The organism is Denitromonas ohlonensis (assembly GCF_007625205.1).
GTDB lineage: Bacteria > Pseudomonadota > Gammaproteobacteria > Burkholderiales > Rhodocyclaceae > Nitrogeniibacter > Nitrogeniibacter ohlonensis.
The window spans coordinates 127055-153210 of the sequence record NZ_VMNI01000014.1; the positions used below are offsets into that span (position 1 = coordinate 127055).

Below are 26156 nucleotides of genomic sequence, written 5' to 3' on the forward strand. Positions count from 1 at the left end.
GGGGTTGAACGCCCTGCTTGAGGGGCAGGGCTCCCGCTCAGGGAGGTGAAGCGGGAGACGGCTTGCGCCATCTGTTCTCCTAGATCAAAGCGGCGCAAGAAAGTTCCCGGCACACTTTTTCTCTATGTTTCTTTCTGTTTCGAGTGATCTGATGACTTCCAATCCCGCCTTTCCTGCCACCCGTATGCGCCGCATGCGCCGTGATGCCTTTTCCCGCCGCCTGATGCGCGAGAACGAGCTGAGCGTCAACGACCTGATCTACCCGGTGTTTGTGCTGCCCGGCCAGGGTCAGCGACAGTCCGTGGCGTCCATGCCCGGTGTTGAGCGTGTGTCGCTGGATGGTTTGCTGGGTGTCGCCGAAGAGGCGGTGTCCTTGGGGGTCCCCGCGCTGGCGCTGTTTCCGGTGATCGAAACCGAAAAAAAGAGTGAAGCCGCCGAAGAAGCGTGGAATCCGGAAGGCTTGGTGCAGACGGTGGTGCGCGAACTCAAGGCACGCTTTCCCGAGTTAGGTGTGATCACCGATGTGGCGCTTGACCCCTATACCAGTCATGGTCAGGACGGCCTGATCGATGCGTCGGGCTACGTCTTGAATGACGAAACGCTGGAGGCGCTGGCCAAGCAGGCGCGCAGCCACGCCGATGCCGGTGCTGATATCGTGGCGCCGTCGGACATGATGGATGGTCGCGTCGCGCGCATTCGGGCAGAACTCGATGCCGGCGGGCACATTCTGACCCGTATCCTGGCTTACTCGGCCAAGTACGCGTCGAGCTATTACGGCCCCTTCCGTGACGCTGTGGGCTCGGCTGGCAATCTGGGTGGCGGTAACAAATACACCTACCAGATGGACCCGGCCAACTCCGATGAAGCGATCCGCGAAGTGTCGCTGGATATCGCCGAGGGCGCGGACATGTTCATGGTCAAGCCGGGCATGCCGTATCTCGATATCGTCCGCCGGGTCAAAACCGAATTGCAGGTGCCGACGTTTGTGTATCAGGTCAGCGGTGAGTACGCCATGCTCAAGGCGGCCGCCGCCAATGGCTGGCTCGACGAAAAAGCCTGCGCACTCGAGGCTTTGATGGCGTTCAAGCGGGCGGGTGCCGATGGCGTGCTGACTTACTTTGCGTTGGATGCGGCGCGCTGGTTGACGGCCGAAAAGTGAGCTTTGCCCTGCGGCCGATGACGGCCGACGATTTGTCCGCCGTCTTGGTGGTGCAGCGGCTCGCTTATGGTGATGCCTATCAGGAAGCGGCCGAGGTGCTCGATGCCAAGCGGCAACGCAGTCCCGCAGCGTGTTGGGTCGCTTGCGACGCAGCAGGCATGGCGGGCTATGTGTTTGCGCATGACTGGCCCGGCGATGCGCCACCGCCGCTACATACCGCGTTGCCCGCGGCTGCGGTGTCGACGTGTGGTTTCTTGCACGACCTCGCCGTGGTACCTCGTGCCCATGGCGGCGGCGTTGGCGCCGCGTTGTTTGCGGCGGTCCAGCAATGGTCGCTTGCTGCAGGCCATGAAGCACTCAATCTGGTGTCACTGGCGAGCGCGGCGGAGTATTGGCAGCGCTTCGGCTTTGTGCCGATCGTGTCGTCAGAGCGGTCGGTGATGGCCGCCTATGGCGACGGCGCGTGCTTTATGCGCCTGCCGCTCGGCGGCTGAATCCGAGGCGGCTCAGGGCCCGGGGCAGCGCCAGTACGCTGGAAAATTTGGCGTCGACGTAGGCCGGACACCCGCCGGCACGGCTGATCCACACCGTACGCATGCCCAGACGTTTGGCGGCCTTCAGGTTGGCCAGACTGTCCTCGACCAGAATGCAGCGCGACGCCTGCAAGTTGTGCTCGACCAGCAGGCGACGAAATGCACGGTGACCGGGCTTGGGCTGCAAACGCATTTGCTCGATGGCGAATACGCTGTCGACAGATCGACGAAGTCCCATGACGCTCAGCACGGCATGGGCGTACGCCGAGGGGCCATTTGAGAACACGATTTTTCGGCCCGGCAGGCGTTTGAGGCTATGGCGTAGTGCGCGCTCGAACACCACCATGTTGTGGAGCTGGTCGAAGCGATGCGTCTCGCGCAGGAAGTGCGCCGGGTCGGTGTCGTGATGGCGCATCAAACCGAGCAGCGTGGCGCCGTAGCGGTGCCAGTAGTCGTTGCGCAGGGTGTTGGCCTGGCCTTCATCCACCGCCAGCTGCTGCATGATGTAGTCGGTCATGCTGCGGTTGATGTGCGGAAAGATATGCGCGCTGGCGTGGTGCAGCGTGTCGTCGAGGTCAAACAGCCAGACCGGTGCGGTGCTCATTTGGGTCCGCCGGGCCGGCTCTGGAATCGGATGATGGCGTGGCCGTCCGGGGTGGTGCGCGGTGCGGGTTTCCAGGCGTGGCCGTAGACGATTTCGAAGGTGGCGGGGAGTCGCCCGTCGATGCGCCGCACCTCGTAGCGTTCTCGCGCTTTTCCCCAGCCGGATTTGCCGCTCAAGCCACGGGGGCGCAGGGCACTGGCGTTGGTGCTGCCCGACTGGCGCAGATCGGCGAACAGGCTGTCCAGATCGGCATAGGTGAGCGTGAGCGTGTCCATGTCCATCACCGGGTCGCTGAACCCCGCACCGACCAGCGCATCACCGATGTCGTGCATGTCGATGAAGCGATGGACGCGGGAGCCCTCGGCGTCGTCAAACGCGTCGCGCAGTTCGCGCAGCGTATCGGGGCCGAGCGTGGCGAACATCAGCATGCCGCCGACTTTCATGACCCGTGCCATTTCGGCCAACGCAGGTGCCGGGTCGTCCAGCCAGTTGAGCATCAGGTTCGACCACAGCATGTCGAACTGGCTGGGGCCGAAGGGCAGGGCGCAGGCATCGGCGGCGGTCAGTTGTATCTGGTCGCCGCGGCCGAGCAGGCGCTGCAATCGGCCGACCGTTGGGGCGGCCTGCTGCAGCATTGCAGGCGCAATGTCGGCGCCGACGCGCCGGGCTTTGGGGTAGCGTTCCGCCAGGCGGCGCAGATCGCGCCCGTTGCCGCAGCCCAGGTCGAGGATCGACGTTGGCTGATGGAGAATGCCTTCCAGGCGCTCATCCATCTGCTGGGCGACAGCGCGTGCCAGAACGTCGTCGTAGCTGCGCGCGGCGGCGTCGAAATGCCGCCGCACACTGCCGGCGTCGAGGTGAAAGTCGCCTGCCATGAAGCGCTTAGATGGCCTTCAGTCCGAGCTTGGCGAACAGTGCCTCGTCGCGATCGGTTTCCGGGTTGTCGGTGGTCAGCAAGCGGTCGCCGTAGAACATCGAGTTGGCGCCGGCGGCAAAGCACAGTGCCTGCATCTCGTCGCTCATTTGCTGGCGACCGGCCGACAGGCGAACGAAGCTCTTCGGCATGGTGATGCGCGCCACAGCAATGGTACGGACGAATTCGATCGGGTCGACCTGCTCGTTGTCGGCCATGGGCGTACCTTCGATGGCGACCAGATTGTTGATGGGCACCGACTCGGGCGGCGGGTTCATGTTGGCCAGCTGGGCAATCATGGCGGCGCGATTGCGGCGATTTTCACCCATGCCGACGATGCCGCCGCTGCACACGTTGATGCCGACGTTGCGCACCCGGTCGAGCGTATCGAGGCGGTCCTGGAAGGTGTGCGTGGTGATGACTTGACCGTAGAACTCAGGTGCGGTGTCGATGTTGTGGTTGTAGTAATCAAGCCCGGCGTCGCGCAGCTTCTCGGCCTGACCATCCTTGAGCATGCCGAGGGTGACGCAGGTTTCGAGGCCGAGCGCCTTGACCTCGCGGATCATGTCGATCACGGGCTCCAGGTCTTTGTCTTTCGGCCCGCGCCAGGCGGCGCCCATGCAGAAGCGGCTCGATCCTTTGGCCTTGGCGGCACGCGCATTTTCGAGGACTTCTTCGAGCGCGAGCAAGCGTTCACGCTCAAGCCCGGTATCGTAGCGGGCAGACTGCGAGCAATAGCCGCAGTCTTCGGAGCAGCCGCCGGTCTTGATCGACAAGAGCGTCGAGCGCTGGACAGCATTCGGATCGAAGTGCTCGCGATGCACTTGCTGAGCGCGGAAGAGCAGGTCGTTGAACGGCAGCTTGAGCAATGCCTCAATTTCAGCGACCTTCCACTTGCGGCCATCGGTCGATTGAGGGGCGGGTGCCGTTTGCGGCGCGGAGTGTTGGGAAGTCATTGTCATGATGAGGATTTTTTGCTGTAATTCAAAATTATGGATGTTCCACGATTGAGGGATGCCTTGTCAAACCAGCCTGCCCGATGGCAGCGCGTGCTGGGTGTAGCGTGGCGGTCTCTCTGGCCGCGTCGCTGCGTTCTGTGCGCCAGCATGCGTGACCCCGATGGTTTGTGCGCGGGTTGTCGCCGCGACCTGCCATTGTGCCTGTCTGCGTGCCCCAAGTGTGCATTGCCGGGCACGGGCGGGGCGCTTTGCGGCCGGTGTCTGAAACATCCGCCGGCATTCGATGCCACGACGGCGCTGTATTGCTACGACTATCCGGTCGATCGTTTGGTGCATCGCCTCAAGTACGGGCACGACTTTGGTGTGGCTGTGGCTTTGTCGCAATGTGTCGTTCGCGCCATGCCGGCGCCCGCGGTGGATTTGATTGTCCCGGTGCCGTTGCACGCCGGGCGCTTGGCCGAGCGCGGCTTCAATCAGGCGCTTGAGATTGCCCGCCCGTTGGGCCGTGTGTGGCAGATGCCGGTTGCCACACGCGGTGTGACACGAATGCGCGCGACGGCCGATCAGGTCGGGCTGCCGTGGCCGGCGCGGAAGAAGAATCTTCGCAATGCCTTTGATTGCCGGATGCCGGTGGATGGCGCCCGAGTGTTGCTGGTCGATGACGTGATGACCACCGGTGCGACGCTCGGCGCCTTGGCGGCCTGCCTGAAAAAGGCGGGCGCCGCGGCAGTGAGCAATTTGGTGATTGCGCGCACGCCCCTGCGTTGATCCGCGCGAGTCCTGCGGGCACAATGCCGCACCATGTTCCATATCGTCCTTTACCAGCCGGAAATTCCGCCCAATACCGGCAACGCCATTCGTCTGAGTGCCAATGTTGGCGCACGTCTGCATCTGATCGAGCCGCTTGGCTTCGAGATGTCCGACAAGGCGCTGGCGCGTGCGGGCCTCGATTACCATCAACTGACCCACGTCCAGACGCATGCCGACTGGGCGGCGTTTCGCGCCAGTGTGCCGGATGGCCAGATCTATGCCGTGACGACGCGCGGCGGTCGAGGGTTCAACGAGGTACGTTATCAGCCCGGCGATGTCCTGTTGTTTGGCTGCGAAACACGGGGTTTGCCGGCCGAGATGCTCGCCCAGCTCAGTGATGAGCAGCGCGTGCGCATCCCAATGCGGCCGGGCAATCGCAGCTTGAATTTGTCGAATGCGGTGGCTGTCGTGGCCTATGAGGCGTGGCGGCAGCAGGGCTACGAAGGCGGCGCTTAGCTCACTCGCTGCGTGGATCGCGTGCGAGCAGGCGCTCGACCGCTTCGCGCGCGCTGAGCGTGCCCGAGAGCAGGGCGTTGACGCCCTCGGTGATGGGCATCTCGACGTGATGGCGATGTGCCAAACCCATCGTTTCACGCGTGGTCGGTACGCCTTCGGCGACGTGGCCGAGTTCGTTCAGAATTTGTGGCAGTGGCTTGCCTTCGGCCAGTGCGAGACCGACCCGGCGATTGCGTGATAGGTCGCCGGTGCAGGTCAGGACCAGATCGCCCATGCCCGCCAGCCCCATGAAGGTTTCATGGCGGGCGCCAAGCGCAATGCCGAGGCGAGCCATTTCAGCCAGGCCGCGGGTGATCAGCGCGGCGCGACTGTTCAGTCCGAAGCCCAGGCCGTCAGATACGCCGGCTGCAATGGCCATGACGTTCTTGACCGCGCCGCCGACCTCGGCACCGACCAAGTCGTCGTTGGCGTAGAGGCGTAACCGGGGTTGGTGCAGATGCCCTGTCCAGACGGACGCGAAGGCCGCGTCGCGCGCGGCCAGGGTGATGGCTGCGGGGAGCCCGGCGGCGACTTCCGCGGCAAAGCTCGGGCCGGTCAGCACGCCACACGGATAGTCGGCGCCCAGTTCGTCGGCGACAACTTGATGTGGCAGTTTTCCGGTGCCCGACTCGAAGCCCTTGCAGGCCCAGATGAGCGGGGCGGTCAGGTGTTCTGCCGCCAGGTGACGGGCAATATCGCGCAGACCGGCGACGGGTGTGACCACCAGATGCAGTTCGGCATGCTGGCTGGCCCGATGAAGATCTGGCTCCACCACAAGTGCGTCAGGGAAGGGCGCGTTGGGGAGGAGTTGCTGATTGACCCGCGCTTCGGCGCAGTGGGTCAAGGCGTCGGTGTCGCGCCCCCACAGTGTGACTTGATGCGATTTGGCGTAGGCGATGGCCAGTGCCGTACCCCAGGCGCCGGCGCCATAAACGGTGATCTTCATGCTTGGCCGACTCCTGGCAGGGCGTCACCGCCACGCGTATGTGACGGTTCAGCGGTGAGAATCATTGACCCCAGACGTCAACCCGGCGGACAAAACCGCGGTCGCCATCGGCGTGCCGTACCGGCAGCCAGGTTCCGCTGGCAGGGCCGGAGACATTGAGAATGACCCCGCGGACGGCATCGAAACTCGTCGGCGCATCGTCCGCCGCCTGTTGGCGAATGGTGGCGCGATCCGCGGTAACGACAACGGTCTGGGCATTGGCGAGGGCGCTACGCTCGATCCAGGCCAGATGGCCGTCACGGTCGCGGACCTTGACCCACTTTTCGAGGGTCACGACCACTTCGAACGGGCTGCCGGCAGACGCGACGAACACGCGCTTGCCCTGGGCTGACGGCGTGTCGTACAGAATCGCGGGCCCGGCCGTCGCCCGGAAGTCCAGAGCGGCGGCCGGCGCGCAGGCCGCACCGGCCAGAATCAATGCAATGAGGCGGGCGGCGCGCATGCTCACTGAACCGGGGTGTCCTGACCGGCGCCTTGCTGCTCTTGCTGACGCGCCTGGTACAGTGCCTCGAAGTTGACCGGTGCCAGCAGCACGGGCTGGAAACCAGCGCGGGTCACGGCGTCGGAGATTGCTTCGCGGGCATACGGGAACAGGATGTTGGCGCAGCCGATCATCATGATCGGTTCGATGTCGGACTCGGGCACATTGCGAATCTGGAAAATACCGGCCTGCGCGGCTTCAACCAGGAACACCGTCTTTTCTTCGCCGATCTTGGCGGTCACGGTGACGGTCAGCACCACTTCATAGACGCCTGCGTCGATGCCCTTGGTATCCGTGCGCAGTTGCACATTGATCTGCGGGGTTTCGCGATCGAGGAAAATCGTCGGTGCGTTGGGCACCTCGACCGACAGGTCACGAATGTAAAGCTTCTCGATGGTGAAGACGGGTTGCGTGTTTTCAGCGGCGTTGGCTTGGTTGGTTTCGGGCATGTCTGAGCCTTGTTTGAGAGTGATAAAAGGTGTTCAGGCCGCTTCGGCGTTCAGAAGCGGGTCCAGCTTTCCTGCCTGGTCGAGTGCGTAGAGGTCATCGCACCCGCCCACATGCAAATCGTTGATGAAAATCTGGGGCACGGTACGGCGGCCGGTGATCATCATCATTTCTTCGCGCCGTGCCGGGTCGAGGTCGACACGAATCTTGTCGATGCCGGTGACGCCCTTTTGGTTGAGCAGCGCTTCTGCGCGAACGCAGTAGGGGCAGCCCAGGGTTGCGTACATGCGGATCTTGGGTGCCATGCTTATTTCCTCTTGCGGCTGACCGGCTGGCCGGCTTGTTGCCAGCTTGCGATGCCGCCCTGGAGGTTAAACACTTTTTCGCAGCCGAGTTTGCGCAGCGTGGCCGCTGCCGCATTCGAGCGTGCACCGGAGGCGCAGCATACGATGATCGGTTGCTGTTTCAGTTTTTCGATCTCGGCCGAACGCTTCTCCAGCGCCGCGAACGGAATGTGCCGGGCGTTGGGAATGTGGCCGCTCAGGAATTCATTCTGCTCACGCACGTCGATGATGACCGCGTCTTCGCGGTTGATCATCAGTGTGGCCTGCACCGGGGACAGGCTGCTGCTGTCGCCGCGCTGGCGGAGGGTTTCAATCAACAGGAATGCACCGCTGGCGACAGCCAAGGCTGCCCAGTACCAATTTTGCTGCAAGAACTCCACGGAAATTTCCTTCTTGTAATGTCAGGGCTGAGCGGGCGCTTCGCCGCAGAAGACCTCGCGCATGAGGACGATCAATTGCAATGTGCGCTGGTCTCCGACCCGGTAATACACCCGGTTGGCGTCCTTTCTGGTGAGCAGAACGCCTTTGTCACGCAGAATGGCCAGGTGCTGGGATATGTTGCTCTGAGATGTGCCGACGGCCTCGACGATGTCTTGTACACAGACTTCGCCTTCTCCGATGACGCACAGGATCTTGAGCCTGAGCGGATGGGAGATGGCCTTGAGGGCGCGGGCGGCGGTTTCTATCTGCTCGGTCTTGCCGATCAGATCAACAATGGGATGACTATTCACGATCAGCGATCGATTCGACAAAGATGAATGTAATAAAATACCATTTTTTGCTGTAGCGGCGACTTGGCGCGACGCAAGAACCCATGTTTACCACCTTAGCGAGTAGATAGTTCCTCATGTACAAGATCGTATTGCTTCGCCACGGAGAGTCCACCTGGAACAAGGAAAACCGGTTTACCGGCTGGACTGACGTTGATTTGACCGACAAGGGCGTGGAAGAAGCGCGCGCAGCCGGCGACCTGCTGCGCGACGAGGGCTATGCCTTCGACGTGGCTTTCACGTCGGTGCTCAAGCGCGCCAACAAGACGCTCAATATCGTGCTCGAGCACATGGCCGCGCTGTGGCTGCCGGTGGAGCACTCCTGGCGTTTGAATGAGCGCCACTATGGCGCGCTGCAGGGGCTCAACAAAGCCGAGACGGCCGCGAAGTTTGGCGATGATCAGGTGCTGAAGTGGCGTCGTTCCTACGATGTGCCACCCCCGGCGCTGGAGGCCGGTGATGAGCGTCTGACGCCTAATGACCCGCGCTATGCCAGCCTGCCGGCGGACCGCTTCCCGCACACCGAGTGCTTGAAAGACACCGTCGCACGCGTCGTGCCTTATTGGGAGACGGTGATCATTCCGCGTGTACTGGCCGGTGACCGCATCCTGATTGCCGCGCACGGCAACAGCCTGCGCGCGCTGATCAAATACCTCGACGGGGTGAGCGATGCCGATATCGTCGGCCTGAACATTCCGACCGCCCAGCCCTTGGTGTATGAGCTCGACGCCAATCTGCGTCCGATCCGTAGCTACTATCTGGCGGATGAAGACACCATCAAGGCGGCAGCCGCAGCGGTCGCAGGGCAGGGCAAAGCCAAGGCCTGAGGACGTGACCTTTTTTGCCGCAACGTGCGGGCGGCCATCGGCGGCGCTGGCATTGATGCTGGCGCTCGCCGTCTTTCCCGCTTCGGTTGTTGCCGAGGATACGAGCGGCCGAATCGCGTCATCACGCAGCGATCTGGACGCCGTCAAGTCGCGTCTGCGCTCGGCGCAAGCCGAGGTGGCCGATACCGAAACGACGCATGCCGAGGCCGCCAAGGCGCTCAAGCAGGCAGATGTGGCGGTGTCGCGCATCTTGCGCCGGGTCCGCGAACTGGTACGTGAGCGCAAGCGCGCCGATGCCGCGGTGCTGAAGGTCGAGGCCGCGTTGCGGGAGACCGAGGCGCAAGTGGCGACTGGCCGAGCGGCGCTGGCCAGTTGGCTGCGGCGCTACTACCAGCATGGTGGCGAGCCGGGCGTCGCCTATTTGCTCAGCGCGCGCGAGCCCAATCAGCTCGCTCGCGACGCGTTTTACCTTGAGCAGATTGGTCGGGAGAAGCAGGCGATTGTCACCCGCTTGCGTGAAGCCATGGCCTTGCAGCACCAGCAGCAAACCGAGGCCGAGGCGAAGCGTGCCGAGGTCGTGCGGCTCGAGGCGGTGCAGCGCCGGGAGATGGCGGATCTGAAGAAAGAGCGCGCACGGCGGGGGCAGATCGTGGCGACGCTGTCGAAGGAATTGAAGGCGCAAAAGCAGGTCGTGGCTGATCTTCAGCGCGACGAAGCGCGTTTGCGTGCCTTGATGGTCGAGTTGGAGAGAGCCAGAGCACGTCCGCGGCCGCCGCCGGTCTCGACCCCGAGAACCTCCAGCGATCCGGTGGTGGGCGCCTCGCGCGAAAGTGCGGATAGCAGCACGCGTGGCAAAGCATTTGCGGCGCTGCGGGGGCAGCTCAAACCGCCCTTGCGTGGCGCGATCATCGGGCGCTTTGGTGCTGACAGGGCGTCAGGCGGGACGACCTGGAAGGGCATTTTCATTCGCGCCAACAGTGGCGAAGAGGTGCATGCCGTGGCCGATGGCGAAGTGGTTTTCTCGGATTGGTTGCGCGGCTTCGGAAATCTCATCATCATCGACCACGGTCAGGGCTATTTGACGGTGTACGGAAACAATGACGCGCTGTTCAAGTCCAACGGCGTACGCGTTTCTGCCGGCGAGGTGCTGGCGGCAGCAGGCGACAGCGGAGGAAACCCCGAGCCGGGGCTATACTTCGAGATCCGCCATCAGGGGCGGCCGGTGGATCCGATGGACTGGATCCGCCTGAATTGAATTTTCGGGGGCTGCGCCGTGGTGCGATGCCCCATCGTTTGGAGTCGTCATGCGTAGCAAATTGCAGCAGTTTGGATTGGTCTTCACCGGTATGTGTGCGGGCGTCCTGATCAGTCTGAATTTTCCGGCCAATGCCGACAAGGCGGCTCTGGCGCCGCTGCCCATGCAGGAATTGCGCGCGCTGGCCGATGTGTTCAATGCCATCAAACAGGGCTATGTCGAGCCGGTGGAAGACAAGGCGCTGCTGACCGACGCGATCAGCGGCATGCTGACCGGGCTCGACCCGCACTCGGCCTATCTGGATGCCGATGCGTTCAAGGATCTGCAAGTGGGGACGCAGGGCGAATTCGGCGGCCTCGGCATTGAGGTCGGCATGGAAGATGGCTTCGTCAAGGTCATCTCCCCGATCGAAGATACGCCGGCCTTCCGCGCGGGCGTCAAGGCCGGCGACCTGATCGTCAAACTCGACGAGACCCCCGTCAAGGGCATGTCGCTGGGTGATGCGGTCAAGCAGATGCGGGGCAAGCCGAACACCAAGATCGTGCTGACCATCGTTCGCAAGGGCGACGAAAAGCCGCTGGTGGTGACCATCGTGCGCGAGATCATCAAGGTGCGCAGCGTGAAGTCGAAGCTGGTCGAGCCAGGCTTCGGCTATGTGCGCGTGGTGCAGTTCCAGGAGGCCACGGCTGCCTCGCTGGCCGAGCACCTGACGCAGCTCTATGCCAAGGGACCGCTCGCTGGCCTGGTGCTTGATTTGCGCAATGACCCGGGCGGCTTGCTGCATGGCGCGGTAGGTGTGTCGGCGGCATTCTTGCCGGCAGATACGCTGGTGGTGTCGACCGACGGTCGTACGCCGGACGCCAAGCGCAAGTATCTGGCCACGCCCGATGACTACCTTCGTGGCACGCGGACTGACTTCCTGAAAGACCTGCCGGCCGGTGTCAAGAATGTGCCGATGGTTGTGCTGGTGAACGGTGGATCGGCGTCAGCGTCCGAGATCGTCGCCGGCGCGCTTCAGGATCACAAGCGCGCCAAGGTGCTCGGCACTCAGACCTTCGGCAAGGGCTCGGTGCAAACCATTTTGCCGCTGACCAACAACACCGCCATCAAGCTGACCACGGCGCGCTATTACACGCCGGGTGGGCGTTCGATTCAGGCCAAGGGCATCGAGCCGGATTACAAGGTCGAAGATCCGCAGGACACCTCGGCGCAGATGCGTATTCGCGAGGCGGACCTGCGCGGTCACCTTGAGAACGACAAGGACCCGGAAGCCGAGCGCAAGGCACTGGCGGTGCGTGAAGCAGCGCGTGCGGCCACTGAGGAAGACAAGGCCAGCGATACGCCGTTCAAGCGGATCGAGCCCGCCAGCGAGGAAGATTTCCAGTTTCAGCAGGCCTTGAACCTTCTCAAGGGGCGAGAGATCGTCCAGAATGCAAAGTAATCAAGTAACCATGACGCGAAGGGGGTAATCATGCGCCGTGAAACGGCCTACAAGCTGGCGGGCAGGCGGCATGAATCTCATGCGGGTGCTGGCGCCAGCGGGCTGATCAAGACGCGTGAGATCCGCTTTCGCCCCTTGCCGCCCGGGCAGGTTGAGCGCGCCCTGGGGGCGTTGCGTCGCTTGCGTGGGCTGAAAGCGGAGCCGGGGGCGCGCGAATTATGTGTCGTGGTCGAGTACTCGGTACTCGACTTTTCGCTGGAGTTGCTCGAAAACGCGCTGCGCGATGCCGGCTTCCATCTGGATAACTCCTTGTATGTGAAGCTGGTGCGCGCGCTGGTGTATTTCAGCGAAGAGACGCAGCGCCACAACATTGAGTCGCCCGAACGGCTGATCAAGCAGTCCAACGAGGTGTACATCAAGGTCTATGACCACCATCCGCACGGCGATCATGACGAAACGCCGGTCGAACTGCGCGACTACAAGTAAGCCTATCCCGCGCGACTGCTGCCATGAATGACGATCAACTCCTGCGGTACAGCCGCCATATTCTGTTGCCCGAAATCGGTGTCGAGGGCCAGCAAGCCTTTGTCGATGCGCGTGTGCTGGTGGTTGGCGCGGGCGGCCTCGGCTCGCCGGCGGCCATGTATCTTGCCGCGGCCGGTGTCGGGACACTGGTGCTGGTCGACGACGACGACGTCGATCTGACCAATCTGCAGCGTCAGATCCTGCATACCGCTGAGGCGGTCGGGCAACCCAAGGTGCTGTCGGGTCAGGCCACGCTGCGCCGGCTCAATCCTGAGGTGCAGGTCGTGCCGCTGGCGCGGCGCCTGTCGGGCGAGGCGCTGCTGGAGGAGGTGGCGGCGGCCGATGTCGTGCTCGACTGCTCCGATAACTTCGAAACACGGCATGCGATCAATCGCGCGTGCCACATTCACCGCAAACCGCTGGTCTCTGGCGCGGCCATTCGTTTCGACGGGCAGCTTTATGTGTTCGACCTGCGTGGCGATGAGAGCCCGTGCTACCACTGTCTCTTCCCCGAGGGCGAAGACGTGGAGCAGGTGCGTTGCGCGGTGATGGGCGTGTTCGCCCCGATCACCGGCATCATTGGCGCGGCACAGGCCGCTGAAGCCCTGAAATTGCTGGCGGGGATTGGCACATCGCTGGCCGGGCGGGTATTGCTGCTCGACGGCCTGAACATGGAGTGGCGCGGCATTGGTCTATCCAAAGACCCGGCCTGCGCGGTGTGCGGTCAGTCGGCGGGTTGAAAGCGGCCAATGAGCCGGACGTCCTTGCCGATGAGGCGGACGTCGCGCCATTCGAGCTGGCGAGCGTGTTCCAGCGACGTCAGCTCGGGCAGATTGAATAGCCCTTGAGCGCTATCGCCGACCAGCATCGGTGCGGTGTAGAGCAGCAGTTCATCCACGCAGTTTTCGCGCAGCAGCGAGCCGTTGAGCTTGAAGCCGGCTTCGACATGGAGTTCGTTCACGCCACGTTGGGCGAGCGCGCTGAGCAAGGCGGGGAGGTCGACCTTGCCGTGTGCGTTGGGTAACTGCAGCGTGTCCACATTGCGCCCGGCGAGCGCCGCGGCTTTTTCCGGATTCGATACCGCCGTCACCACCAGCACCGGGTCGCCATTGAACAGGCGGGCCGTGGGGCTGACTTCAAAACGGGCGTCGACCAGCACGCGGAGTGGTTGCCGGCTGCACGGCACATCGCGCACGGTGAGCAGCGGGTCGTCGGCGCGAACGGTGCCGAAGCCGGTCAGGATGGCGCAGGCGCGTGCGCGCCAGCGGTGGCCATCGGCGCGTGCGGCGCTGCCGGTAATCCACTGGCTGACACCGTTGTTGAGCGCGGTCTTGCCGTCCAGCGTCGTGGCTGCTTTCAGGCGCACCCAGGGCCGCGTCCGGGTCATGCGCGAAACGAAACCGAGATTCAACTCCGCCGCGTCGGCGCCGAGCAGACCGACTTGCGTCGGGATGCCGGCCTGTTCGAGGCGGGCGATGCCCTGGCCGGCCACCAGCGGGTTGGGGTCGCCCATGGCGATGACCACACGCGCGATCTTGGCGGCGATGAGCGCATCGGCGCAGGGCGGCGTGCGGCCGTGGTGGGCGCAGGGCTCCAACGTGACATAGGCGGTCGCGCCTTGCGCTTTGGCACCTGCCGCGCGCAAGGCGTGGACTTCGGCGTGTGCCTCGCCGGCGCGACGATGCCAGCCTTCGCCGACGATCGTGTCGCCCTGGGCGATGACGCAACCGACGCGGGGGTTGGGCGTGGTTGTGCAGAGGCCTTGTTCGGCCAGTTGCAGCGCACGGGCCATGTGCTGATGGTCGAGTGCGGAGAAACCCATGGGGTCAGTCGGACTTGGGCGGGCGACCGCGGGTGCGTGACACCTCGCGCACGGCTTCTGAGAAGGCGTCGACGTCTTCGAAATTGCGATAGACCGAGGCGAAGCGCACATAGGCGACCTTGTCGAGCTTCTTGAGCTCACGCATCACCAGTTCGCCGACCTTGACCGAGGGCAGCTCGCGCTCACCCATGGCCAGCAGTTTGCCTTCGATGCGGGCGGCAGCGGCTTCGATGTCTTCGACGGCCACCGGGCGCTTGCGCAGGGCCAGCGTCATGCTGGCGAGTACCTTGCTGCGATCGAACTCAGCGCGATGCCCGTTGCGCTTCACGATATGCGGCATCTTGAGGTCGATGCGCTCATAGGTGGTGAAGCGCTTGTCGCATTTGACGCAGCGACGACGACGGCGAACGATGTCGCCGTCCTCGTTTTCACGGGTATCGGTGACCTGTGTCGAGGGGTCGCTGCAGAAGGGGCATTTCATGTGGGGGAGGTGTCCGGGCCAGCGGGCGCACTTGGCGCCCGCTGATCGGTGCTCAGTCGCCGTAGACCGGGAACTTGGCGCACAGCGCGGACACTTGGGCGCGCACGCGCTCCAGGTTGGCCACGTCGTCGGGCGCATCAAGAACATCGGCCACCAGGTGGGCGATTTTCTCGGCTTCGATCTCGGTAAAGCCACGGGTGGTCATGGCTGGCGAGCCGAGACGGATGCCCGAGGTGACAAAAGGCTTTTCCGGGTCGTTCGGAATGGCGTTCTTGTTGACCGTGATGTGCGCCATGCCCAGTGCGGCTTCGGCCACTTTGCCGGTGACATGCTTGTTGCGCAGGTCGACCAGGAAGACGTGGCTTTCGGTGCCGCCCGAGACGATGCGCAGGCCGCGCTCTTCGCCGAGCACACGTGCCATGACGCGGGCGTTGGCCAGAACCTGTTCCTGGTAATTCTTGAACGTCGGCTTCATGGCCTCTTTGAAGGCCGTGGCCTTGGCGGCGATGACATGCATCAGCGGACCGCCCTGCAGACCCGGGAAGATGGCCGAGTTGATGGCTTTGGCGTGTTCCTCTTTCATCAGGATCAGGCCGCCGCGCGGGCCGCGCAGGGTTTTGTGCGTGGTGGTGGTGACCACGTCGGCGTGTGGCACCGGGTTGGGGTAGAAGCCGGCGGCGATCAGACCGGCGTAGTGCGCCATGTCGACCATGAAGACGGCACCAACGGCCTTGGCGACCTTGGCGAAACGCTCGAAGTCGATGCGCAGCGAGTAGGCCGAGGCGCCGGCGATGATCAGCTTCGGCTTGTGCTCATGGGCGAGACGCTCCATGGCGTCGTAATCGATGGCTTCGTTCTTGTCGAGGCCATAGGAGACCACGTTGAACCACTTGCCGCTCATGTTGAGCGCCATGCCGTGGGTGAGGTGGCCGCCTTCGGCCAGGCTCATGCCCATGATGGTGTCGCCCGGCTTGAGGAAGGCCATCAGCACGGCCTGGTTGGCCTGCGAGCCCGAGTTGGGCTGCACGTTGGCGGCCTCGGCGCCGAACAGGGCCTTGGCGCGGTCGATGGCCAGCTGCTCGGCCACGTCGACATGCTCGCAGCCGCCGTAGTAACGCTTGCCCGGATAGCCTTCGGCGTACTTGTTGGTGAGCTGGGAGCCCTGGGCTTCCATGACAGCGTGGCTCACGTAGTTTTCGGAGGCGATCAGTTCGATGTGGGCTTCTTGACGGCGGTTTTCAGCCGTGATGGCTTCCCACAGTTCCGGATCGGTGCTGGCGAGCGTGTTTTTCTTGGAAAACATGGTCTTGGGTCTATGGCAGGGTCAAAAGCGAATTCTATCAGCAGATTGGCGGAAATTCCCACCGGCAGGCGTGCTCAGCTGTTGGGCAATTCGTCGCGGGCGGCACTCAGGTGAGCCTCTTCCGCCCATTGATCGATCGACCATGTGGCCGGTGCCTCGTGGCGGATCCAGTTGAGCGCGGCGTTCGGTATTTTGAAGTCGCGCGCCTGGCTCAGCGAGCGTCCGCTGGCGATGCGATAGATGATGTCAAGGACACCGCCGTGGGCGACGACCAGAATCTGCTGACCTGCGTGGCGCTGCACCAGATCGTCAAGCGCCGTCGCGATGCGCCCGGCAAATGTGCTCAGGCTCTCGCCCCCGCCAGGCAGTGGATGATCGGGTGTTCGGGCCTTGAAATGCGCGTAGGCCTCGGGATGGCGAACCTGCGCTTCGTCGTAGGTCAGCCCTTGAAAGACGCCGTAGTGACGTTCGCGCAGGGCCGCCATCGGCGTGGCGTTCAGCCCGATGCGCTCGCCAATGGCGCGTGCCGTGTCGGCCGCACGGCTCAGATCACTGGTGTAAGCCGCATCGAAACGGTGCGCGGCCAGCAGGCGGGCCGTGGCGGCTGCCTGGGCCCGGCCGGTGTCGTTCAAGGGAATGTCCGTATGGCCCTGGAGGCGGTGCTCGGCGTTCCAGGTGGTTTCGCCGTGGCGGACGAGGCAGATGCTGAGGATTTGAGTCATGTGTTTGTTTGATTGTCAGGAGGGCTTAGGCGTTTCCCCTGATATGCCTGAACGTGGGGAGACGGGATAATGCGGCCCGTTAAAAGCCGGATTCTGCGAGTCGGTGTCTGGCCATTCTAAAACGAGTCGGGAGGGGACGATCCGTGTCCTTATTATTGAAACTTGCTGCGCTGATCGATTGGATCAACACACGCGTCGGGCAATTCACGATCTGGCTGGTGCTGGCCGCATCCGTGATCAGCGCCGGCAACGCCTTCAGCCGTTACGGCTTCAGCCTCAGTTCCAACGCGATGCTTGAAGTTCAGTGGTATCTGTTCGCGGCGGTGTTCACGCTGTGTGCGGGCTACACCTTTCTGCGTAACCAGCATGTGCGGATCGACCTGATCTCCAACCGCATGTCGGCCAAGGGCCGGAACTGGGTGGACGTAATCGGCATCGTGGTCTTCCTGATCCCGGTCGCGACCATGATCATGTGGATGTCGTGGCCCGGCTTCGTCGATTCCTACGTGAATATGGAAGAGTCCTCCAATGCCGGCGGCCTGATCCGCTGGCCGGTGCGTTTGCTGATTCCGGTGGGTTTCGGTCTGCTGGCGCTGCAGGCGATTTCTGAACTGATCAAACGGGTCGCGTTTTTGACGGGCCACGGGCCCGACCCGCTGGAAAAACCGGTGGAGCATGGTGTGGCTGCTGGCGGTGATGCTCAGGAGGGCACGAAATGACTGAGTTTCTGATCGCCAACATGGCGCCCCTGATGTTCGGCTCGCTGATCATCTTCTTGCTCAGCGGCTTCCCGGTGGCGTTTGCGCTGGCCGCGAACGGTCTGTTCTTCGGTTTTGTCGGTATCGAACTGGGCATGCTCACGCCGGCCTTGCTGCAGGCGCTGCCTGAGCGCGTGCTCGGCATCATGTCCAACGACACGCTGCTGGCCATTCCGTTCTTCACCTTCATGGGCATCATCCTCGAGCGCTCCGGCATGGCCGAAGACCTGCTCGAATCGGCGGGGCAGCTGTTTGGCCCGATCCGCGGCGGTATCGCTTACGCCGTGATTTTTGTCGGCGCGCTGCTGGCGGCAACCACCGGTGTGGTGGCGGCCTCGGTGATCTCGATGGGCCTGATCTCCCTGCCGGTGATGCTGCGCTACGGCTACTCGCGAGAAGTGTCGGCTGGCGTGATCTGCGCCTCCGGTACGCTGGCCCAGATCATTCCGCCCTCACTGGTGCTGATCGTGCTGGCCGACGTGCTTGGCGTGTCGGTGGGTGATGCCTACGCCGGTGCGATCATCCCGTCGCTGATGCTGGTCGGTCTTCTGGTGCTGTACATCTTCGTGATGACCATCGTCAAACCAGACGCCGTGCCGGCCTTGCCCAAAGAGGCGCGTACGCTGCAAGGCAAGGCACTGTTGATGCGGGTGCTGGTCGCCATGGTGCCGCCGGTGGTGCTGATTTTCCTGGTGCTGGGCACGATCTTCATCGGTCTGGCCACGCCGACCGAAGGCGGCGCCATGGGCGCGGTCGGTGCGCTGGCACTGGCCTGGATCCGCAAGCGTCTGAACTACGAAATGGTGCGCAGCGCGCTGGATACCACCGGTAACCTGGCCACCTTCGTGATGTTCATTCTGATCGGTTCCACCGTGTTCGCGCTGACCTTCCGCGCGGTCAACGGTGACCTGTGGGTCGAGCACCTGTTCAGCCTGGTGCCGGGTGGTCAGTGGGGCTTCCTGGTGGTGGTCAGTGCGCTGGTCTTTGTCTTGGGTTTCTTCATCGACTTCTTCGAGATCGCCTTCATCCTGCTGCCGCTGTTCGCGCCGGTGGCTGAGAAGCTGGGCATCGACATGGTGTGGTTCCTGGTGCTGATCGGCATGAACATGCAGACCTCGTTCCTGACGCCGCCCTTCGGTTTCGCCCTGTTCTACTTACGCAGTGTGGCGCCATCGACATCCTATGAGGACACCCAGACGGGCAAGACGATTGCCGGCATCAAGACCATGCAGATCTATCGTGGGGTGATTGCCTTTATCGCCATCCAGGTCTTCGCCTTGATCATGATTCTGGTTTTCCCGGGGATCGTTACCGGCGGGCTTGATGAACATGTCGAGGTTGATCTCGATGCCGTGGAAATCAACATCCAGCAGAACAGCTACGGTGGCGGCAGTGCATACGACACGCCGGCCTTCCCGAGCCTGCAAGATAGCGATGGTGGCGGTGCGGCCCCGGCTGCCGAGCCGGATCCGAACGCGGCGCTGATGGATGCGTTGCGCGATGCACCGGCGCCGGAAACGAAATAAGTTCGGCGCTTGATGCAAGAAACACAAAGGGGCCTCGTTGGCCCCTTTGTGTTTTTGTGCGCCTGACATGCTGACCTAGCACTGCGATGGCGCAGACCGCCCGATGGTGTTCGACCCGTGCCCAGGCGTCGCTGGCCAGTTGTGTCAGTGCAAATCCGACACCAGCGCGAACTGCGTTTCCGGTGCAATTTCCTCAAGGGCCACCGTGTAGGCGGGGTGGTCGATACCCATCCCCAGTGCTGCACCATTCTTGAGCGCGGTAATCGCTGCCTCGCTCAGCTCGAAGCGCAGAAAGTGCACCGATGAGGTCTTGGTGTCGTTCTCCCGGTCGAGATCTTCATCGGCAATGGCGAAGCTGGGCGGGCAGCCTTCGGCCTGCACCCACACGGCTCTTTCAATGCCCCGCAGCACCTGCAGCTGAGCCGCTCGCTCTTCGGGGTCGGGGTATTCGATAAGCATCGTGGCCTTGAGGTTGCTGCCGTCCGGAATCAGCGGGTTGTACACGTCCAGCTCGTCCTGAATGCCCGCCGCCTCAAAGGTGCGTTCGATGCGCAACATTTCCTGGATCTGATAACGGACCGTGATTTCATCCTCGAACAACAAGGTGACGTTCGGGCCCAGATGTACGGCGCGACGGCGCTTGTGGGCCATCACCTCCTGGCGGAACGCGGGGCGACGCTCGGCGTATTCTTCAAGTGACCAGAGCGCGTTGCGGGTCAGATGCGGCATGGGCGGGGCTCTCCTTCAGATGCCGTAGGCGCGCCGCACCAGGCTGATCGGGTGCGCGAGCTCGGGCGTTTTCTGGTGATTCTGTTCGATGCCCTGGGCGAGATGATGCCCACCCAGCGGGCAGTCGGAGCTGATGAAGTCGGGTTCGAATTCGGCCATCTTGCGAAACACCGGTCGGCCGATCTTCATCGCCATGGCGTGGAACTCCTTCTTGACGCCAAAGGTGCCGGCATGGCCGGAGCAGCGTTCGGTGGTGTCCACTTCAAGCCCCGCAATCTTCTTGAGGAATTCTTCAGTCTTGCGGCCAATCGCCTGCACGCGGCCGTGGCAGGGCACGTGGTAGGCGATTTTTCCGAGCTTGTCCTTGAAGTCGGTCTTGAGCAGGCCGTCCTTGTGGCGGGCAACCAGATATTCGAAGGGCTCCCACATGGCGTCGCGCACGGCCAGCACATCGGGGTCGTCCGGGAACATGTGGGGCAACTCCTGCTTGAACATCAGCGTACAGGAGGGCACGCCGGTCAGAATGGCGTAGCCCTCGCGGGCCAGCGCCACCAGTTGCGGCATGTTGATGTTTTTGAGCGCCTCGACGCCGTCCAGATCGCCTTGCTCCAGCTTGGGCATGCCGCAGCAGGCTTCTTTTTTGGCGAGCCGCCAGGGGATCTCGTTGTGGTCGAGAATCGCCACCAAGTCGAGTCCGATGCCCGGCTCGTTGTAATTGATGAAGCAGGTGGAAAAAAGCACGACTTTGCCGGGCGTGCGCTGGCCGTCTTTGACCTCGGTGGCGACGGCGTCGCCCGCGGCGGAGCGGAACTTGCGGGTGGCAAAACTCGGCAGCCAGGCCTTGGCGTCCACGCCCAGCGTCTTCTCCATCAGCGCGCGCATCGGCTGGGTGCGATTGACCGCGTTGATGGTCTGGGTGACCACCGGGATGCCGGCGAACAAACCGGTCTTGTCGGTGGAGGAGAGCACGGTGTCGCGCAGGCGCGGGCCGGTGCGTTTTCGCTCGACCGCCTTGGCGCGCAGCATCAGGTGCGGAAAGTCGATATTCCACTCGTGCGGCGGCACATAGGGGCATTTCGACATATAGCACATGTCGCACAGATAGCACTGATCGACCACCTCGCCATAGCGTGCCTTGGGCACGCCATCGACTTCGCCGGTCGGGCCCTCATCGACCAGATCGAACAGCGTCGGGAAGGCGCCGCACAGGCTCACGCAACGCCGACAGCCATGGCAGACGTTGAAGACGCGTTCGAGTTCGGCGTCGAGCGCGGCTTCGTCCCAGAAGTCGGGGTTTTTCCAGTCGAGCGGGTGGCGCGTGGGCGCTTCAAGACTGCCTTCGCGGACGATTCCGTTGGACGCCATGGGGCACCTTTTTTGATGTGATCGGTGAAGACGCCGCCGGCGTGTGCCGGCGGCGGCGCGTGCTCAGGCGTCGGCCTTGACCTCGTCGAGCGTGCGCTGGAACTTGTTGGCGTGGCTGCGCTCGGCCTTGGCCAGCGTTTCGAACCAGTCGGCGATCTCATCGAAGCCTTCGTCGCGGGCTTCCTTGGCCATGCCGGGATACATGTCGGTGTACTCGTGGGTTTCGCCGGCAATGGCGGCGGCCAGGTTGTCAGCGGTGGCGCCGAAGGGCAGGCCGGTGGCCGGGTCGCCACAGGCTTCCAGATATTCCAGATGGCCGTGGGCGTGGCCGGTTTCGCCTTCGGCCGTGGAGCGGAACACGGCGGCGACATCGTTGTAGCCTTCGACGTCGGCCTTGCTCGCAAAATACAGATAGCGGCGATTGGCCTGGGATTCGCCCGCAAACGCCGCTTTCAGGTTGCCCTCGGTCTTGCTTCCCTTAAGTTGCATGGTCGTTCTCCAAAGTGATCGGATGGCGCCCAACCGGCGAACACATGCCGGAAGGTAGTTTCAACATAGGTGGCCGATTGCGCCGAATGAAATTGGAATGACCAATGGCGAACATAGGCGGGCGCTATCGCTGCGCGCCGGCTGCAATTGGCCGCCGCCGCCGGTACACTGCAGGCTTCGCGATCACCGCAGCCGACGACAAGGCCCTCTCGAATGAAAACCGAACACGCCCCGACCATTCGCCGTATCGACTACCAGCCGCTGGCCTGGACCGTGCAGAGCGTGGATCTGCACTTCACGCTCGACGCCAAGGCCACCGTGGTGCGCAACCGCATGCACTGCGAGCGCCGAGGGGCGGGGCCGCTGGTATTGATGGCCGAAGGGCTCACGCGCGTGTCGCTCACCGTCGATGGTGTCGAAGTGGCGGAGACGGCGCTGCGCGAAACCGACACCGGTCTGGAAATTGATCTCGGTGAGCGCGATACCGCGCTGGTCGAGGTGGTCACGCAGATCAATCCCTCGGCCAACACCGAGCTGTCGGGCCTGTATCACTCGGGCGGCGGGCTGTACACACAGTGCGAGGCGGAGGGTTTTCGCCGCATCACCTGCTTCCCCGACCGGCCGGATGTGATGGCGCGCTTCACCGTCACGCTGGAGGCCGACATGGCCGCTTTCCCGGTGCTGCTGTCGAACGGCAACCTGGTGGATTCGGGTGATCTGGATGGTGGCCGCCACTTTGCCATCTGGGAAGATCCCTTCCCCAAGCCGAGCTATCTGTTTGCGCTGGTGGCGGGCGATCTGGTGGTGCTCGAGCGTACCGAAAAGACCCGCTCTGGCCGCGAGGTGCTGCTGCAGGTGTGGGTGGAGGACGGCAATCTTGACCGCGCCGATCACGCCATGGATTCGTTGGTGCATTCGATGCGTTGGGACGAGAAGACCTTTGGTCTGGAACTCGATCTCGACCGCTACATGATCGTCGCCGTCAGCGACTTCAACATGGGCGCGATGGAGAACAAGGGCCTCAACATCTTCAACGCCAAGTTCGTCCTCGCCAAACCCGATACCGCCACCGATGTGGACTACGAGCACATCGAGAGCGTGGTCGCGCATGAATACTTCCACAACTGGACCGGCAACCGCGTCACCTGCCAGGACTGGTTCCAGCTCACGCTGAAAGAAGGCCTGACGGTCTTCCGCGATCAGCAGTTCTCGGCCGACATGCTGGCCGCCGCCGGGGGTGAGTCGGCACGCGCGGTCAAGCGCATCGAGGACGTACGCATGCTGCGCACCGCCCAGTTCCCCGAAGACGCCGGCCCCATGGCGCACCCGATCCGCCCCGACCAGTACCAGGCCATCGACAATTTCTACACCGCCACGGTGTACGAGAAGGGCGCCGAGGTCATCCGTATGCTGCACACGCTGCTCGGGGCCGAAGGCTTCCGCAACGGCATGGATCTGTACTTCAGCTACCACGATGGTCAGGCCGTGACCTGCGACGACTTTGTCGAAGCCATGTCCGAAGCCAACGGGGTGGATCTCGACCAGTTCATGCGCTGGTACAGCCAGCGCGGCACGCCGCGTCTGCTGGCCGAGGGGCGCTACGACGCTGCCGCGCGTCAATACACGCTGACCCTCACCCAGCAGCGCCCCGATGGCGACGAGGCGCTGCACATGCCCGTCGCGCTCGGTCTGATCGGCCCGAAAGGCGCCGACCTGCCGCTGACACTGGCCGGTGAGACTAGCGCCGGGGCGACCACCCGACTCATCGAGCTCAAAGACACGAGCACCACCCTAGTGTTTGAGGGTATTGACGCCGAGCCTGTCCCCTCGCTGCTGCGCGGCTTCTCGGCGCCGGTCATTCTCGAGCTGACCGAAGACGACCGCCGGCTGGCCTTCCGCATGGCCCACGATTCCGACCCCTTCAATCGCTGGGACGCTGCACAGCGGTTCATGGTGCGGGTGATCCTGGCGATGACGGCCGACGCTGCGAAAGGCGTCTTGCCGCAAGTGCCCGACGCGTTCATGACGGCCTTTGGCGCCTTGTTGCACAACGAAAAGCTCGACCCGGCTTACCGCGCCGTCGCACTCACGCTGCCGGCCGAAGCCTATCTGCTCGAACAAATGACGCCGGCGGACCCGGTCGCGCTGCGTCGTGCACTGATCGTGCTCATGCGCAGCATCGGCGAGCGGCTCGGCGACAGCTGGCTGGGGCTGGACGCCCGCCTGTCCGTCGCGGGCGAGTACCGCTATCACCCGACCGACGCCGGTCGGCGCGCGCTGCGCAATCTGGGGCAGCGCTACCTGTGCGCCGCGGGCGTGGCCAAAGGCGTTGAGCGGGCCTTGGCGCGCGCCACCGGCGAGGGCCACATGACCGATCGCTTCGGCGCGCTGGCCGCGCTGGTGCACAGCCCGGCCAGTGCCGAGGCCGCTACCGCGCTGGCCGATTTCGAGCGGCGTTTTGCCAAGGATGCGCTGGTGATGGACAAGTGGTTCGCCATCCAGGCCGGCGCCTGGCGCTGGATCGATTCCGCCGAGCCGGCGCTGGCGCGCATCGAGGCGCTGATGTCGCACCCGGCTTTCAGTCTGAGCAATCCGAACAAGATCTACGCCTTGTTTGGCGCCTACTTCCGCGCCAACCCGGCCGAGTTCCATCGCGCCGACGGCGCCGGTTATCGCTTCTGGGCCGATCGTATCCGCGACCTGAACAAGCGCAATCCGCAGGTCGCCTCACGCATGGCACGGGTGCTGGAAAACTGGCGGCGCCTCACCCCGGCGCAGCAGGCATTGGCCCGCGAGCAGATCGAGGCGCTGGTCGGCGAGAAGGATCTGTCGCCCGATGTGCGCGAGGTGCTGGAGAAGGCGCTCGGCAAGACCGACTGATCAGCGCGCGAGGGGCAGGGTGATGATGAAGCGCGTGTGCCCCGCGTGCGATTCGGCGGCGATGCTGCCGCCGTGCGCGACGATGATCGAATGGGTGATCGCCAGGCCCAGCCCGGCGCCTTCGCTGGTGTGCTGCCTCGCCGGGTCGGCGCGGTAGAAGCGCTCGAACAGACGCCCGATCGCCTCGGGGCTTCGGGAGCAGAATGGGTCTTCAAACTATGGAGATGAACTGCGACATGTTTACTCCCAGCACGCCGATCTGGTTGCGTTCGTTCGGTGGTGATTGAGAAAGCGGTGATTGTCGATTTGATAGATCAGGCTGTCGATTCAACGATGAAGACCATCACGACCATCTCAATGAAGCTTTCGATCAGCGGCGTTCTGCGCGTCTTTAATTGCCTGGACTATGTCGTCGCGACCAACCAGGGCTGCCAATTCAAGCGCATTCAGTCCAGAGTCGTCGAGAGCATCGCATTTGCTCCCGCCAGAAACAATTACTTGTACGACATCGATATGGCCTTTGAATACAGCCCAGAACAGCGCAAAGTCGCCTTCGTGCGATCGAATGTCTGGATCTGCGCCTAGCTTAAGCAGTCGAGAAACGATGTCAGCATGTCCATTGAAGGCTGCCCAGAATAGTGGCGTCCAGCCGGAGACGTCTTGTAGGTCGATGTTCGCGCCATGGCTCAACAGTGCCTCGACCATTGTCCATTTTCGCCAATAGACTGCGTGGAACAACGCCGAGCAGCCTTGAGCGTCGCGATGCTGGTCTGGAGAGCCGAGTGAAAGCAGCTGCTGCAGCGCTTTAAAATCATCCATCTTGATGGCGTCAATCAATGGCTGTACTGAGGATGGAGGGTGTCGAGGTCTTTGCATATTGGTCATGTCGTCTGGCAGGGCCTTGCTCACGATTGCTTATTCGAAGAGGAAATGATGCCGTTCGTCATCCTTTTCTAGATGCCCGATTGCGTGTCAGGAAGGTTGTAAAGGTGTGTCGCCTAGCGGCGTTGCGGCCTTCGTCGCCGATATGTTTTTCAGCCGAGTCGTAGGCCGGTGGTCCCCTCCTGCATGCAGGCGACCACCGGGAAAAACGTTACTTGAGAGCAAAGCGCGCCGTCAGCGTGGGCTTGCCTGGCACGGTCACAACGGCGACAAGCTTTGTTCCAGCGCCGACTTTGAAGGCCCCCCTGGCTTCAAGTTTCTCGCCTGCGGGCTTCAACTCGACTTCCTGCTTTTCGGCGCCAGAGAGGATCGTCAGTTTCCCGCTGCCATTGGCGACATCGACGGGTTTGCCGTGATCGCGCAGATGCAACTGAATGAGATCCGGCTGGGCTACGAGTTCCAGATCCACGTCCTTGACCTCGGTAACCACGCCACCGTGAAGGGCTTCGTGCTCGTGGCCATGGTCATGTTTGCCGGCGGCAATGGCTGAAAAGCTGGCGCACAGGGCTACCGCAACGATCAGTTTTGAAATCTTCATTTTTTCTCCTTTCGGGTTTCGTTGATGAGGCG

Annotated in this window: 30 protein-coding genes and 2 pseudogenes; 13 read left to right on the forward strand and 19 right to left on the reverse strand. The window is 63.1% G+C overall.

Annotated features, from left to right (window positions below):
• The first annotated feature begins 151 nt into the window (after positions 1-151).
• Positions 152-1159, forward strand: a complete 1008-nt coding sequence (gene hemB, locus FHP89_RS14615; protein ID WP_222105403.1) for a porphobilinogen synthase — start codon at positions 152-154, stop codon at positions 1157-1159.
• On the forward strand, positions 1156-1653 hold the full coding sequence (locus FHP89_RS14620) for a GNAT family N-acetyltransferase (RefSeq protein WP_260851624.1): 498 nt from the start codon (positions 1156-1158) through the stop codon (positions 1651-1653). The genes hemB and FHP89_RS14620 overlap by 4 nt, the downstream gene beginning before the upstream one ends.
• Here FHP89_RS14620 and FHP89_RS14625 read toward each other — a convergent pair.
• From FHP89_RS14625 to bioB, 3 genes are read right to left on the reverse strand one after another with little or no spacing between them, the layout of a single operon-like run.
• Positions 1628-2296, reverse strand: a complete 669-nt coding sequence (locus FHP89_RS14625) for a pyrimidine 5'-nucleotidase (protein ID WP_144179684.1) — start codon at positions 2294-2296, stop codon at positions 1628-1630. The two genes, FHP89_RS14620 and FHP89_RS14625, sit on opposite strands and share 26 nt — an antisense overlap.
• Positions 2293-3171 carry a methyltransferase domain-containing protein gene (locus tag FHP89_RS14630; protein WP_144179683.1) on the reverse strand — a complete coding sequence of 293 codons (879 nt, stop codon included), beginning with the start codon at positions 3169-3171 and terminating at the stop codon, positions 2293-2295. The genes FHP89_RS14625 and FHP89_RS14630 overlap by 4 nt, the downstream gene beginning before the upstream one ends.
• A 7-nt stretch (positions 3172-3178) precedes the next feature.
• Positions 3179-4171 carry a biotin synthase BioB gene (gene bioB / locus FHP89_RS14635; RefSeq protein WP_144179682.1) on the reverse strand — a complete coding sequence of 331 codons (993 nt, stop codon included), beginning with the start codon at positions 4169-4171 and terminating at the stop codon, positions 3179-3181.
• Between the two features lie 30 nt (positions 4172-4201).
• Here bioB and FHP89_RS21380 point away from each other — a divergent pair.
• The 3 genes and pseudogenes from FHP89_RS21380 to FHP89_RS14645 all read left to right on the forward strand — a co-directional run.
• Positions 4202-4420, forward strand: a pseudogene (locus FHP89_RS21380) (double zinc ribbon domain-containing protein); the annotation flags it as partial.
• 162 nt (positions 4421-4582) lie between these two features.
• Positions 4583-4936: a ComF family protein gene (locus FHP89_RS21235; protein WP_260851629.1), complete on the forward strand. Its 354-nt coding sequence runs from the start codon at positions 4583-4585 to the stop codon at positions 4934-4936.
• Between the two features lie 33 nt (positions 4937-4969).
• Positions 4970-5434 (forward strand): tRNA (cytidine(34)-2'-O)-methyltransferase, encoded by a 465-nt coding sequence (locus tag FHP89_RS14645; protein WP_144179681.1) that lies wholly within the window; start codon positions 4970-4972, stop codon positions 5432-5434.
• A 1-nt stretch (position 5435) separates the two neighbouring features.
• Here the strand turns inward: FHP89_RS14645 and FHP89_RS14650 are convergent, their stop codons facing one another.
• The 6 genes from FHP89_RS14650 to FHP89_RS14675 all read right to left on the reverse strand — a co-directional run bounded on the left by FHP89_RS14650 (position 5436) and on the right by FHP89_RS14675 (position 8482).
• On the reverse strand, positions 5436-6419 hold the full coding sequence (locus tag FHP89_RS14650; protein WP_144179680.1) for an NAD(P)H-dependent glycerol-3-phosphate dehydrogenase: 984 nt from the start codon (positions 6417-6419) through the stop codon (positions 5436-5438).
• A 61-nt stretch (positions 6420-6480) separates the two neighbouring features.
• Positions 6481-6921 (reverse strand): SH3 domain-containing protein, encoded by a 441-nt coding sequence (locus FHP89_RS14655; protein WP_144179679.1) that lies wholly within the window; start codon positions 6919-6921, stop codon positions 6481-6483.
• Between the two features lie 2 nt (positions 6922-6923).
• Positions 6924-7409, reverse strand: a complete 486-nt coding sequence (gene secB, locus FHP89_RS14660) for a protein-export chaperone SecB (RefSeq protein ID WP_144179678.1) — start codon at positions 7407-7409, stop codon at positions 6924-6926.
• A gap of 33 nt (positions 7410-7442) precedes the next feature.
• Positions 7443-7712 carry a glutaredoxin 3 gene (gene grxC / locus FHP89_RS14665; RefSeq protein WP_186300410.1) on the reverse strand — a complete coding sequence of 90 codons (270 nt, stop codon included), beginning with the start codon at positions 7710-7712 and terminating at the stop codon, positions 7443-7445.
• Between the two features lie 2 nt (positions 7713-7714).
• Positions 7715-8131 carry a rhodanese-like domain-containing protein gene (locus FHP89_RS14670; protein WP_144179677.1) on the reverse strand — a complete coding sequence of 139 codons (417 nt, stop codon included), beginning with the start codon at positions 8129-8131 and terminating at the stop codon, positions 7715-7717.
• 21 nt (positions 8132-8152) lie between these two features.
• The gene (locus FHP89_RS14675; RefSeq protein WP_144179676.1) at positions 8153-8482 is read right to left on the reverse strand and encodes an ArsR/SmtB family transcription factor; all 330 of its coding nucleotides are present in this window, start codon (positions 8480-8482) and stop codon (positions 8153-8155) included.
• A gap of 116 nt (positions 8483-8598) precedes the next feature.
• On the opposite strand from FHP89_RS14675, the gene gpmA reads away from it, so the two are divergent.
• From gpmA to FHP89_RS14700, 5 genes are read left to right on the forward strand one after another with little or no spacing between them, the layout of a single operon-like run.
• Positions 8599-9348 carry a 2,3-diphosphoglycerate-dependent phosphoglycerate mutase gene (gpmA, locus tag FHP89_RS14680; RefSeq protein WP_144179675.1) on the forward strand — a complete coding sequence of 250 codons (750 nt, stop codon included), beginning with the start codon at positions 8599-8601 and terminating at the stop codon, positions 9346-9348.
• 4 nt (positions 9349-9352) lie between these two features.
• The gene (locus tag FHP89_RS14685; protein ID WP_186300409.1) at positions 9353-10603 is read left to right on the forward strand and encodes a murein hydrolase activator EnvC family protein; all 1251 of its coding nucleotides are present in this window, start codon (positions 9353-9355) and stop codon (positions 10601-10603) included.
• Between the two features lie 49 nt (positions 10604-10652).
• Entirely contained in the window at positions 10653-12044 is a 1392-nt protein-coding gene (locus FHP89_RS14690; RefSeq protein WP_144179673.1) for a S41 family peptidase, read from the forward strand.
• Positions 12045-12074: 30 nt separating this feature from the next.
• Positions 12075-12530, forward strand: a complete 456-nt coding sequence (locus FHP89_RS14695; RefSeq protein WP_144179672.1) for a hypothetical protein — start codon at positions 12075-12077, stop codon at positions 12528-12530.
• Positions 12531-12553: 23 nt separating this feature from the next.
• The gene (locus tag FHP89_RS14700) at positions 12554-13309 is read left to right on the forward strand and encodes a HesA/MoeB/ThiF family protein (protein ID WP_144179671.1); all 756 of its coding nucleotides are present in this window, start codon (positions 12554-12556) and stop codon (positions 13307-13309) included.
• Here FHP89_RS14700 and ribD read toward each other — a convergent pair.
• From ribD to FHP89_RS14720, 4 genes are all read right to left on the reverse strand, one after another.
• Positions 13294-14391: a bifunctional diaminohydroxyphosphoribosylaminopyrimidine deaminase/5-amino-6-(5-phosphoribosylamino)uracil reductase RibD gene (ribD, locus tag FHP89_RS14705; protein WP_144179670.1), complete on the reverse strand. Its 1098-nt coding sequence runs from the start codon at positions 14389-14391 to the stop codon at positions 13294-13296. The two genes, FHP89_RS14700 and ribD, sit on opposite strands and share 16 nt — an antisense overlap.
• Before the next feature lie 4 nt (positions 14392-14395).
• Complete coding sequence (gene nrdR, locus FHP89_RS14710) at positions 14396-14872, reverse strand: transcriptional regulator NrdR (protein ID WP_144179669.1); 477 nt, start codon at positions 14870-14872, stop codon at positions 14396-14398.
• A gap of 52 nt (positions 14873-14924) precedes the next feature.
• The gene (gene glyA, locus FHP89_RS14715; protein WP_144179668.1) at positions 14925-16175 is read right to left on the reverse strand and encodes a serine hydroxymethyltransferase; all 1251 of its coding nucleotides are present in this window, start codon (positions 16173-16175) and stop codon (positions 14925-14927) included.
• Between the two features lie 74 nt (positions 16176-16249).
• On the reverse strand, positions 16250-16897 hold the full coding sequence (locus FHP89_RS14720) for a histidine phosphatase family protein (RefSeq protein ID WP_144179667.1): 648 nt from the start codon (positions 16895-16897) through the stop codon (positions 16250-16252).
• A 143-nt stretch (positions 16898-17040) separates the two neighbouring features.
• Between FHP89_RS14720 and FHP89_RS14725 the strand changes: the two genes are divergently transcribed.
• Both FHP89_RS14725 and FHP89_RS14730 read left to right on the forward strand, forming a co-directional pair.
• Positions 17041-17616 carry a TRAP transporter small permease subunit gene (locus FHP89_RS14725; RefSeq protein ID WP_144179666.1) on the forward strand — a complete coding sequence of 192 codons (576 nt, stop codon included), beginning with the start codon at positions 17041-17043 and terminating at the stop codon, positions 17614-17616.
• Positions 17613-19181: a TRAP transporter large permease gene (locus tag FHP89_RS14730; protein WP_144179665.1), complete on the forward strand. Its 1569-nt coding sequence runs from the start codon at positions 17613-17615 to the stop codon at positions 19179-19181. Before FHP89_RS14725 ends, FHP89_RS14730 begins: the two co-directional genes overlap by 4 nt.
• 144 nt (positions 19182-19325) lie before the next feature.
• On the opposite strand, the gene FHP89_RS14735 is transcribed toward FHP89_RS14730, so the two are convergent.
• The 3 genes from FHP89_RS14735 to FHP89_RS14745 form a co-directional block, all read right to left on the reverse strand.
• Entirely contained in the window at positions 19326-19910 is a 585-nt protein-coding gene (locus tag FHP89_RS14735) for a DUF3501 family protein (protein ID WP_144179664.1), read from the reverse strand.
• A gap of 15 nt (positions 19911-19925) precedes the next feature.
• Positions 19926-21275 (reverse strand): heterodisulfide reductase-related iron-sulfur binding cluster, encoded by a 1350-nt coding sequence (locus FHP89_RS14740; protein ID WP_144179663.1) that lies wholly within the window; start codon positions 21273-21275, stop codon positions 19926-19928.
• Between the two features lie 63 nt (positions 21276-21338).
• Positions 21339-21764 carry a rubrerythrin family protein gene (locus tag FHP89_RS14745; RefSeq protein WP_144179662.1) on the reverse strand — a complete coding sequence of 142 codons (426 nt, stop codon included), beginning with the start codon at positions 21762-21764 and terminating at the stop codon, positions 21339-21341.
• Positions 21765-21977: 213 nt separating this feature from the next.
• Between FHP89_RS14745 and pepN the strand changes: the two genes are divergently transcribed.
• A complete protein-coding gene (gene pepN, locus FHP89_RS14750; RefSeq protein WP_144179661.1) occupies positions 21978-24644 on the forward strand; it encodes an aminopeptidase N in 2667 nt (888 codons plus the stop codon).
• Here pepN and FHP89_RS14755 read toward each other — a convergent pair.
• From FHP89_RS14755 to FHP89_RS14765, 3 genes and pseudogenes are all read right to left on the reverse strand, one after another.
• Positions 24645-24833 (reverse strand): annotated as a pseudogene (locus tag FHP89_RS14755) (ATP-binding protein); the annotation flags it as partial.
• A 165-nt stretch (positions 24834-24998) separates the two neighbouring features.
• On the reverse strand, positions 24999-25553 hold the full coding sequence (locus tag FHP89_RS14760) for an ankyrin repeat domain-containing protein (RefSeq protein WP_144179660.1): 555 nt from the start codon (positions 25551-25553) through the stop codon (positions 24999-25001).
• 184 nt (positions 25554-25737) lie between these two features.
• Positions 25738-26124, reverse strand: coding sequence for a hypothetical protein (locus tag FHP89_RS14765; protein ID WP_144179659.1), 387 nt, complete (start codon positions 26122-26124; stop codon positions 25738-25740).
• Between the last annotated feature and the right edge of the window lie 32 nt (positions 26125-26156).

What these genes read in the sequence shown, in the direction of transcription:
- hemB (WP_222105403.1), top strand. Translation starts at nt 152, where the DNA reads ATGACTTCCAATCCCGCCTTTCCTGCCACCCGTATGCGCCGCATGCGC.
- FHP89_RS14625 (WP_144179684.1), bottom strand. Translation starts at nt 2,296, where the DNA reads ATGAGCACCGCACCGGTCTGGCTGTTTGACCTCGACGACACGCTGCAC.
- FHP89_RS14630 (WP_144179683.1), bottom strand. Translation starts at nt 3,171, where the DNA reads ATGGCAGGCGACTTTCACCTCGACGCCGGCAGTGTGCGGCGGCATTTC.
- bioB (WP_144179682.1), bottom strand. Translation starts at nt 4,171, where the DNA reads ATGACAATGACTTCCCAACACTCCGCGCCGCAAACGGCACCCGCCCCT.
- FHP89_RS14645 (WP_144179681.1), top strand. Translation starts at nt 4,970, where the DNA reads ATGTTCCATATCGTCCTTTACCAGCCGGAAATTCCGCCCAATACCGGC.
- FHP89_RS14650 (WP_144179680.1), bottom strand. Translation starts at nt 6,419, where the DNA reads ATGAAGATCACCGTTTATGGCGCCGGCGCCTGGGGTACGGCACTGGCC.
- FHP89_RS14655 (WP_144179679.1), bottom strand. Translation starts at nt 6,921, where the DNA reads ATGCGCGCCGCCCGCCTCATTGCATTGATTCTGGCCGGTGCGGCCTGC.
- secB (WP_144179678.1), bottom strand. Translation starts at nt 7,409, where the DNA reads ATGCCCGAAACCAACCAAGCCAACGCCGCTGAAAACACGCAACCCGTC.
- grxC (WP_186300410.1), bottom strand. Translation starts at nt 7,712, where the DNA reads ATGGCACCCAAGATCCGCATGTACGCAACCCTGGGCTGCCCCTACTGC.
- gpmA (WP_144179675.1), top strand. Translation starts at nt 8,599, where the DNA reads ATGTACAAGATCGTATTGCTTCGCCACGGAGAGTCCACCTGGAACAAG.
- FHP89_RS14690 (WP_144179673.1), top strand. Translation starts at nt 10,653, where the DNA reads ATGCGTAGCAAATTGCAGCAGTTTGGATTGGTCTTCACCGGTATGTGT.
- FHP89_RS14695 (WP_144179672.1), top strand. Translation starts at nt 12,075, where the DNA reads ATGCGCCGTGAAACGGCCTACAAGCTGGCGGGCAGGCGGCATGAATCT.
- FHP89_RS14700 (WP_144179671.1), top strand. Translation starts at nt 12,554, where the DNA reads ATGAATGACGATCAACTCCTGCGGTACAGCCGCCATATTCTGTTGCCC.
- ribD (WP_144179670.1), bottom strand. Translation starts at nt 14,391, where the DNA reads ATGGGTTTCTCCGCACTCGACCATCAGCACATGGCCCGTGCGCTGCAA.
- nrdR (WP_144179669.1), bottom strand. Translation starts at nt 14,872, where the DNA reads ATGAAATGCCCCTTCTGCAGCGACCCCTCGACACAGGTCACCGATACC.
- glyA (WP_144179668.1), bottom strand. Translation starts at nt 16,175, where the DNA reads ATGTTTTCCAAGAAAAACACGCTCGCCAGCACCGATCCGGAACTGTGG.
- FHP89_RS14720 (WP_144179667.1), bottom strand. Translation starts at nt 16,897, where the DNA reads ATGACTCAAATCCTCAGCATCTGCCTCGTCCGCCACGGCGAAACCACC.
- FHP89_RS14730 (WP_144179665.1), top strand. Translation starts at nt 17,613, where the DNA reads ATGACTGAGTTTCTGATCGCCAACATGGCGCCCCTGATGTTCGGCTCG.
- FHP89_RS14735 (WP_144179664.1), bottom strand. Translation starts at nt 19,910, where the DNA reads ATGCCGCATCTGACCCGCAACGCGCTCTGGTCACTTGAAGAATACGCC.
- FHP89_RS14740 (WP_144179663.1), bottom strand. Translation starts at nt 21,275, where the DNA reads ATGGCGTCCAACGGAATCGTCCGCGAAGGCAGTCTTGAAGCGCCCACG.
- FHP89_RS14745 (WP_144179662.1), bottom strand. Translation starts at nt 21,764, where the DNA reads ATGCAACTTAAGGGAAGCAAGACCGAGGGCAACCTGAAAGCGGCGTTT.
- pepN (WP_144179661.1), top strand. Translation starts at nt 21,978, where the DNA reads ATGAAAACCGAACACGCCCCGACCATTCGCCGTATCGACTACCAGCCG.
- FHP89_RS14765 (WP_144179659.1), bottom strand. Translation starts at nt 26,124, where the DNA reads ATGAAGATTTCAAAACTGATCGTTGCGGTAGCCCTGTGCGCCAGCTTT.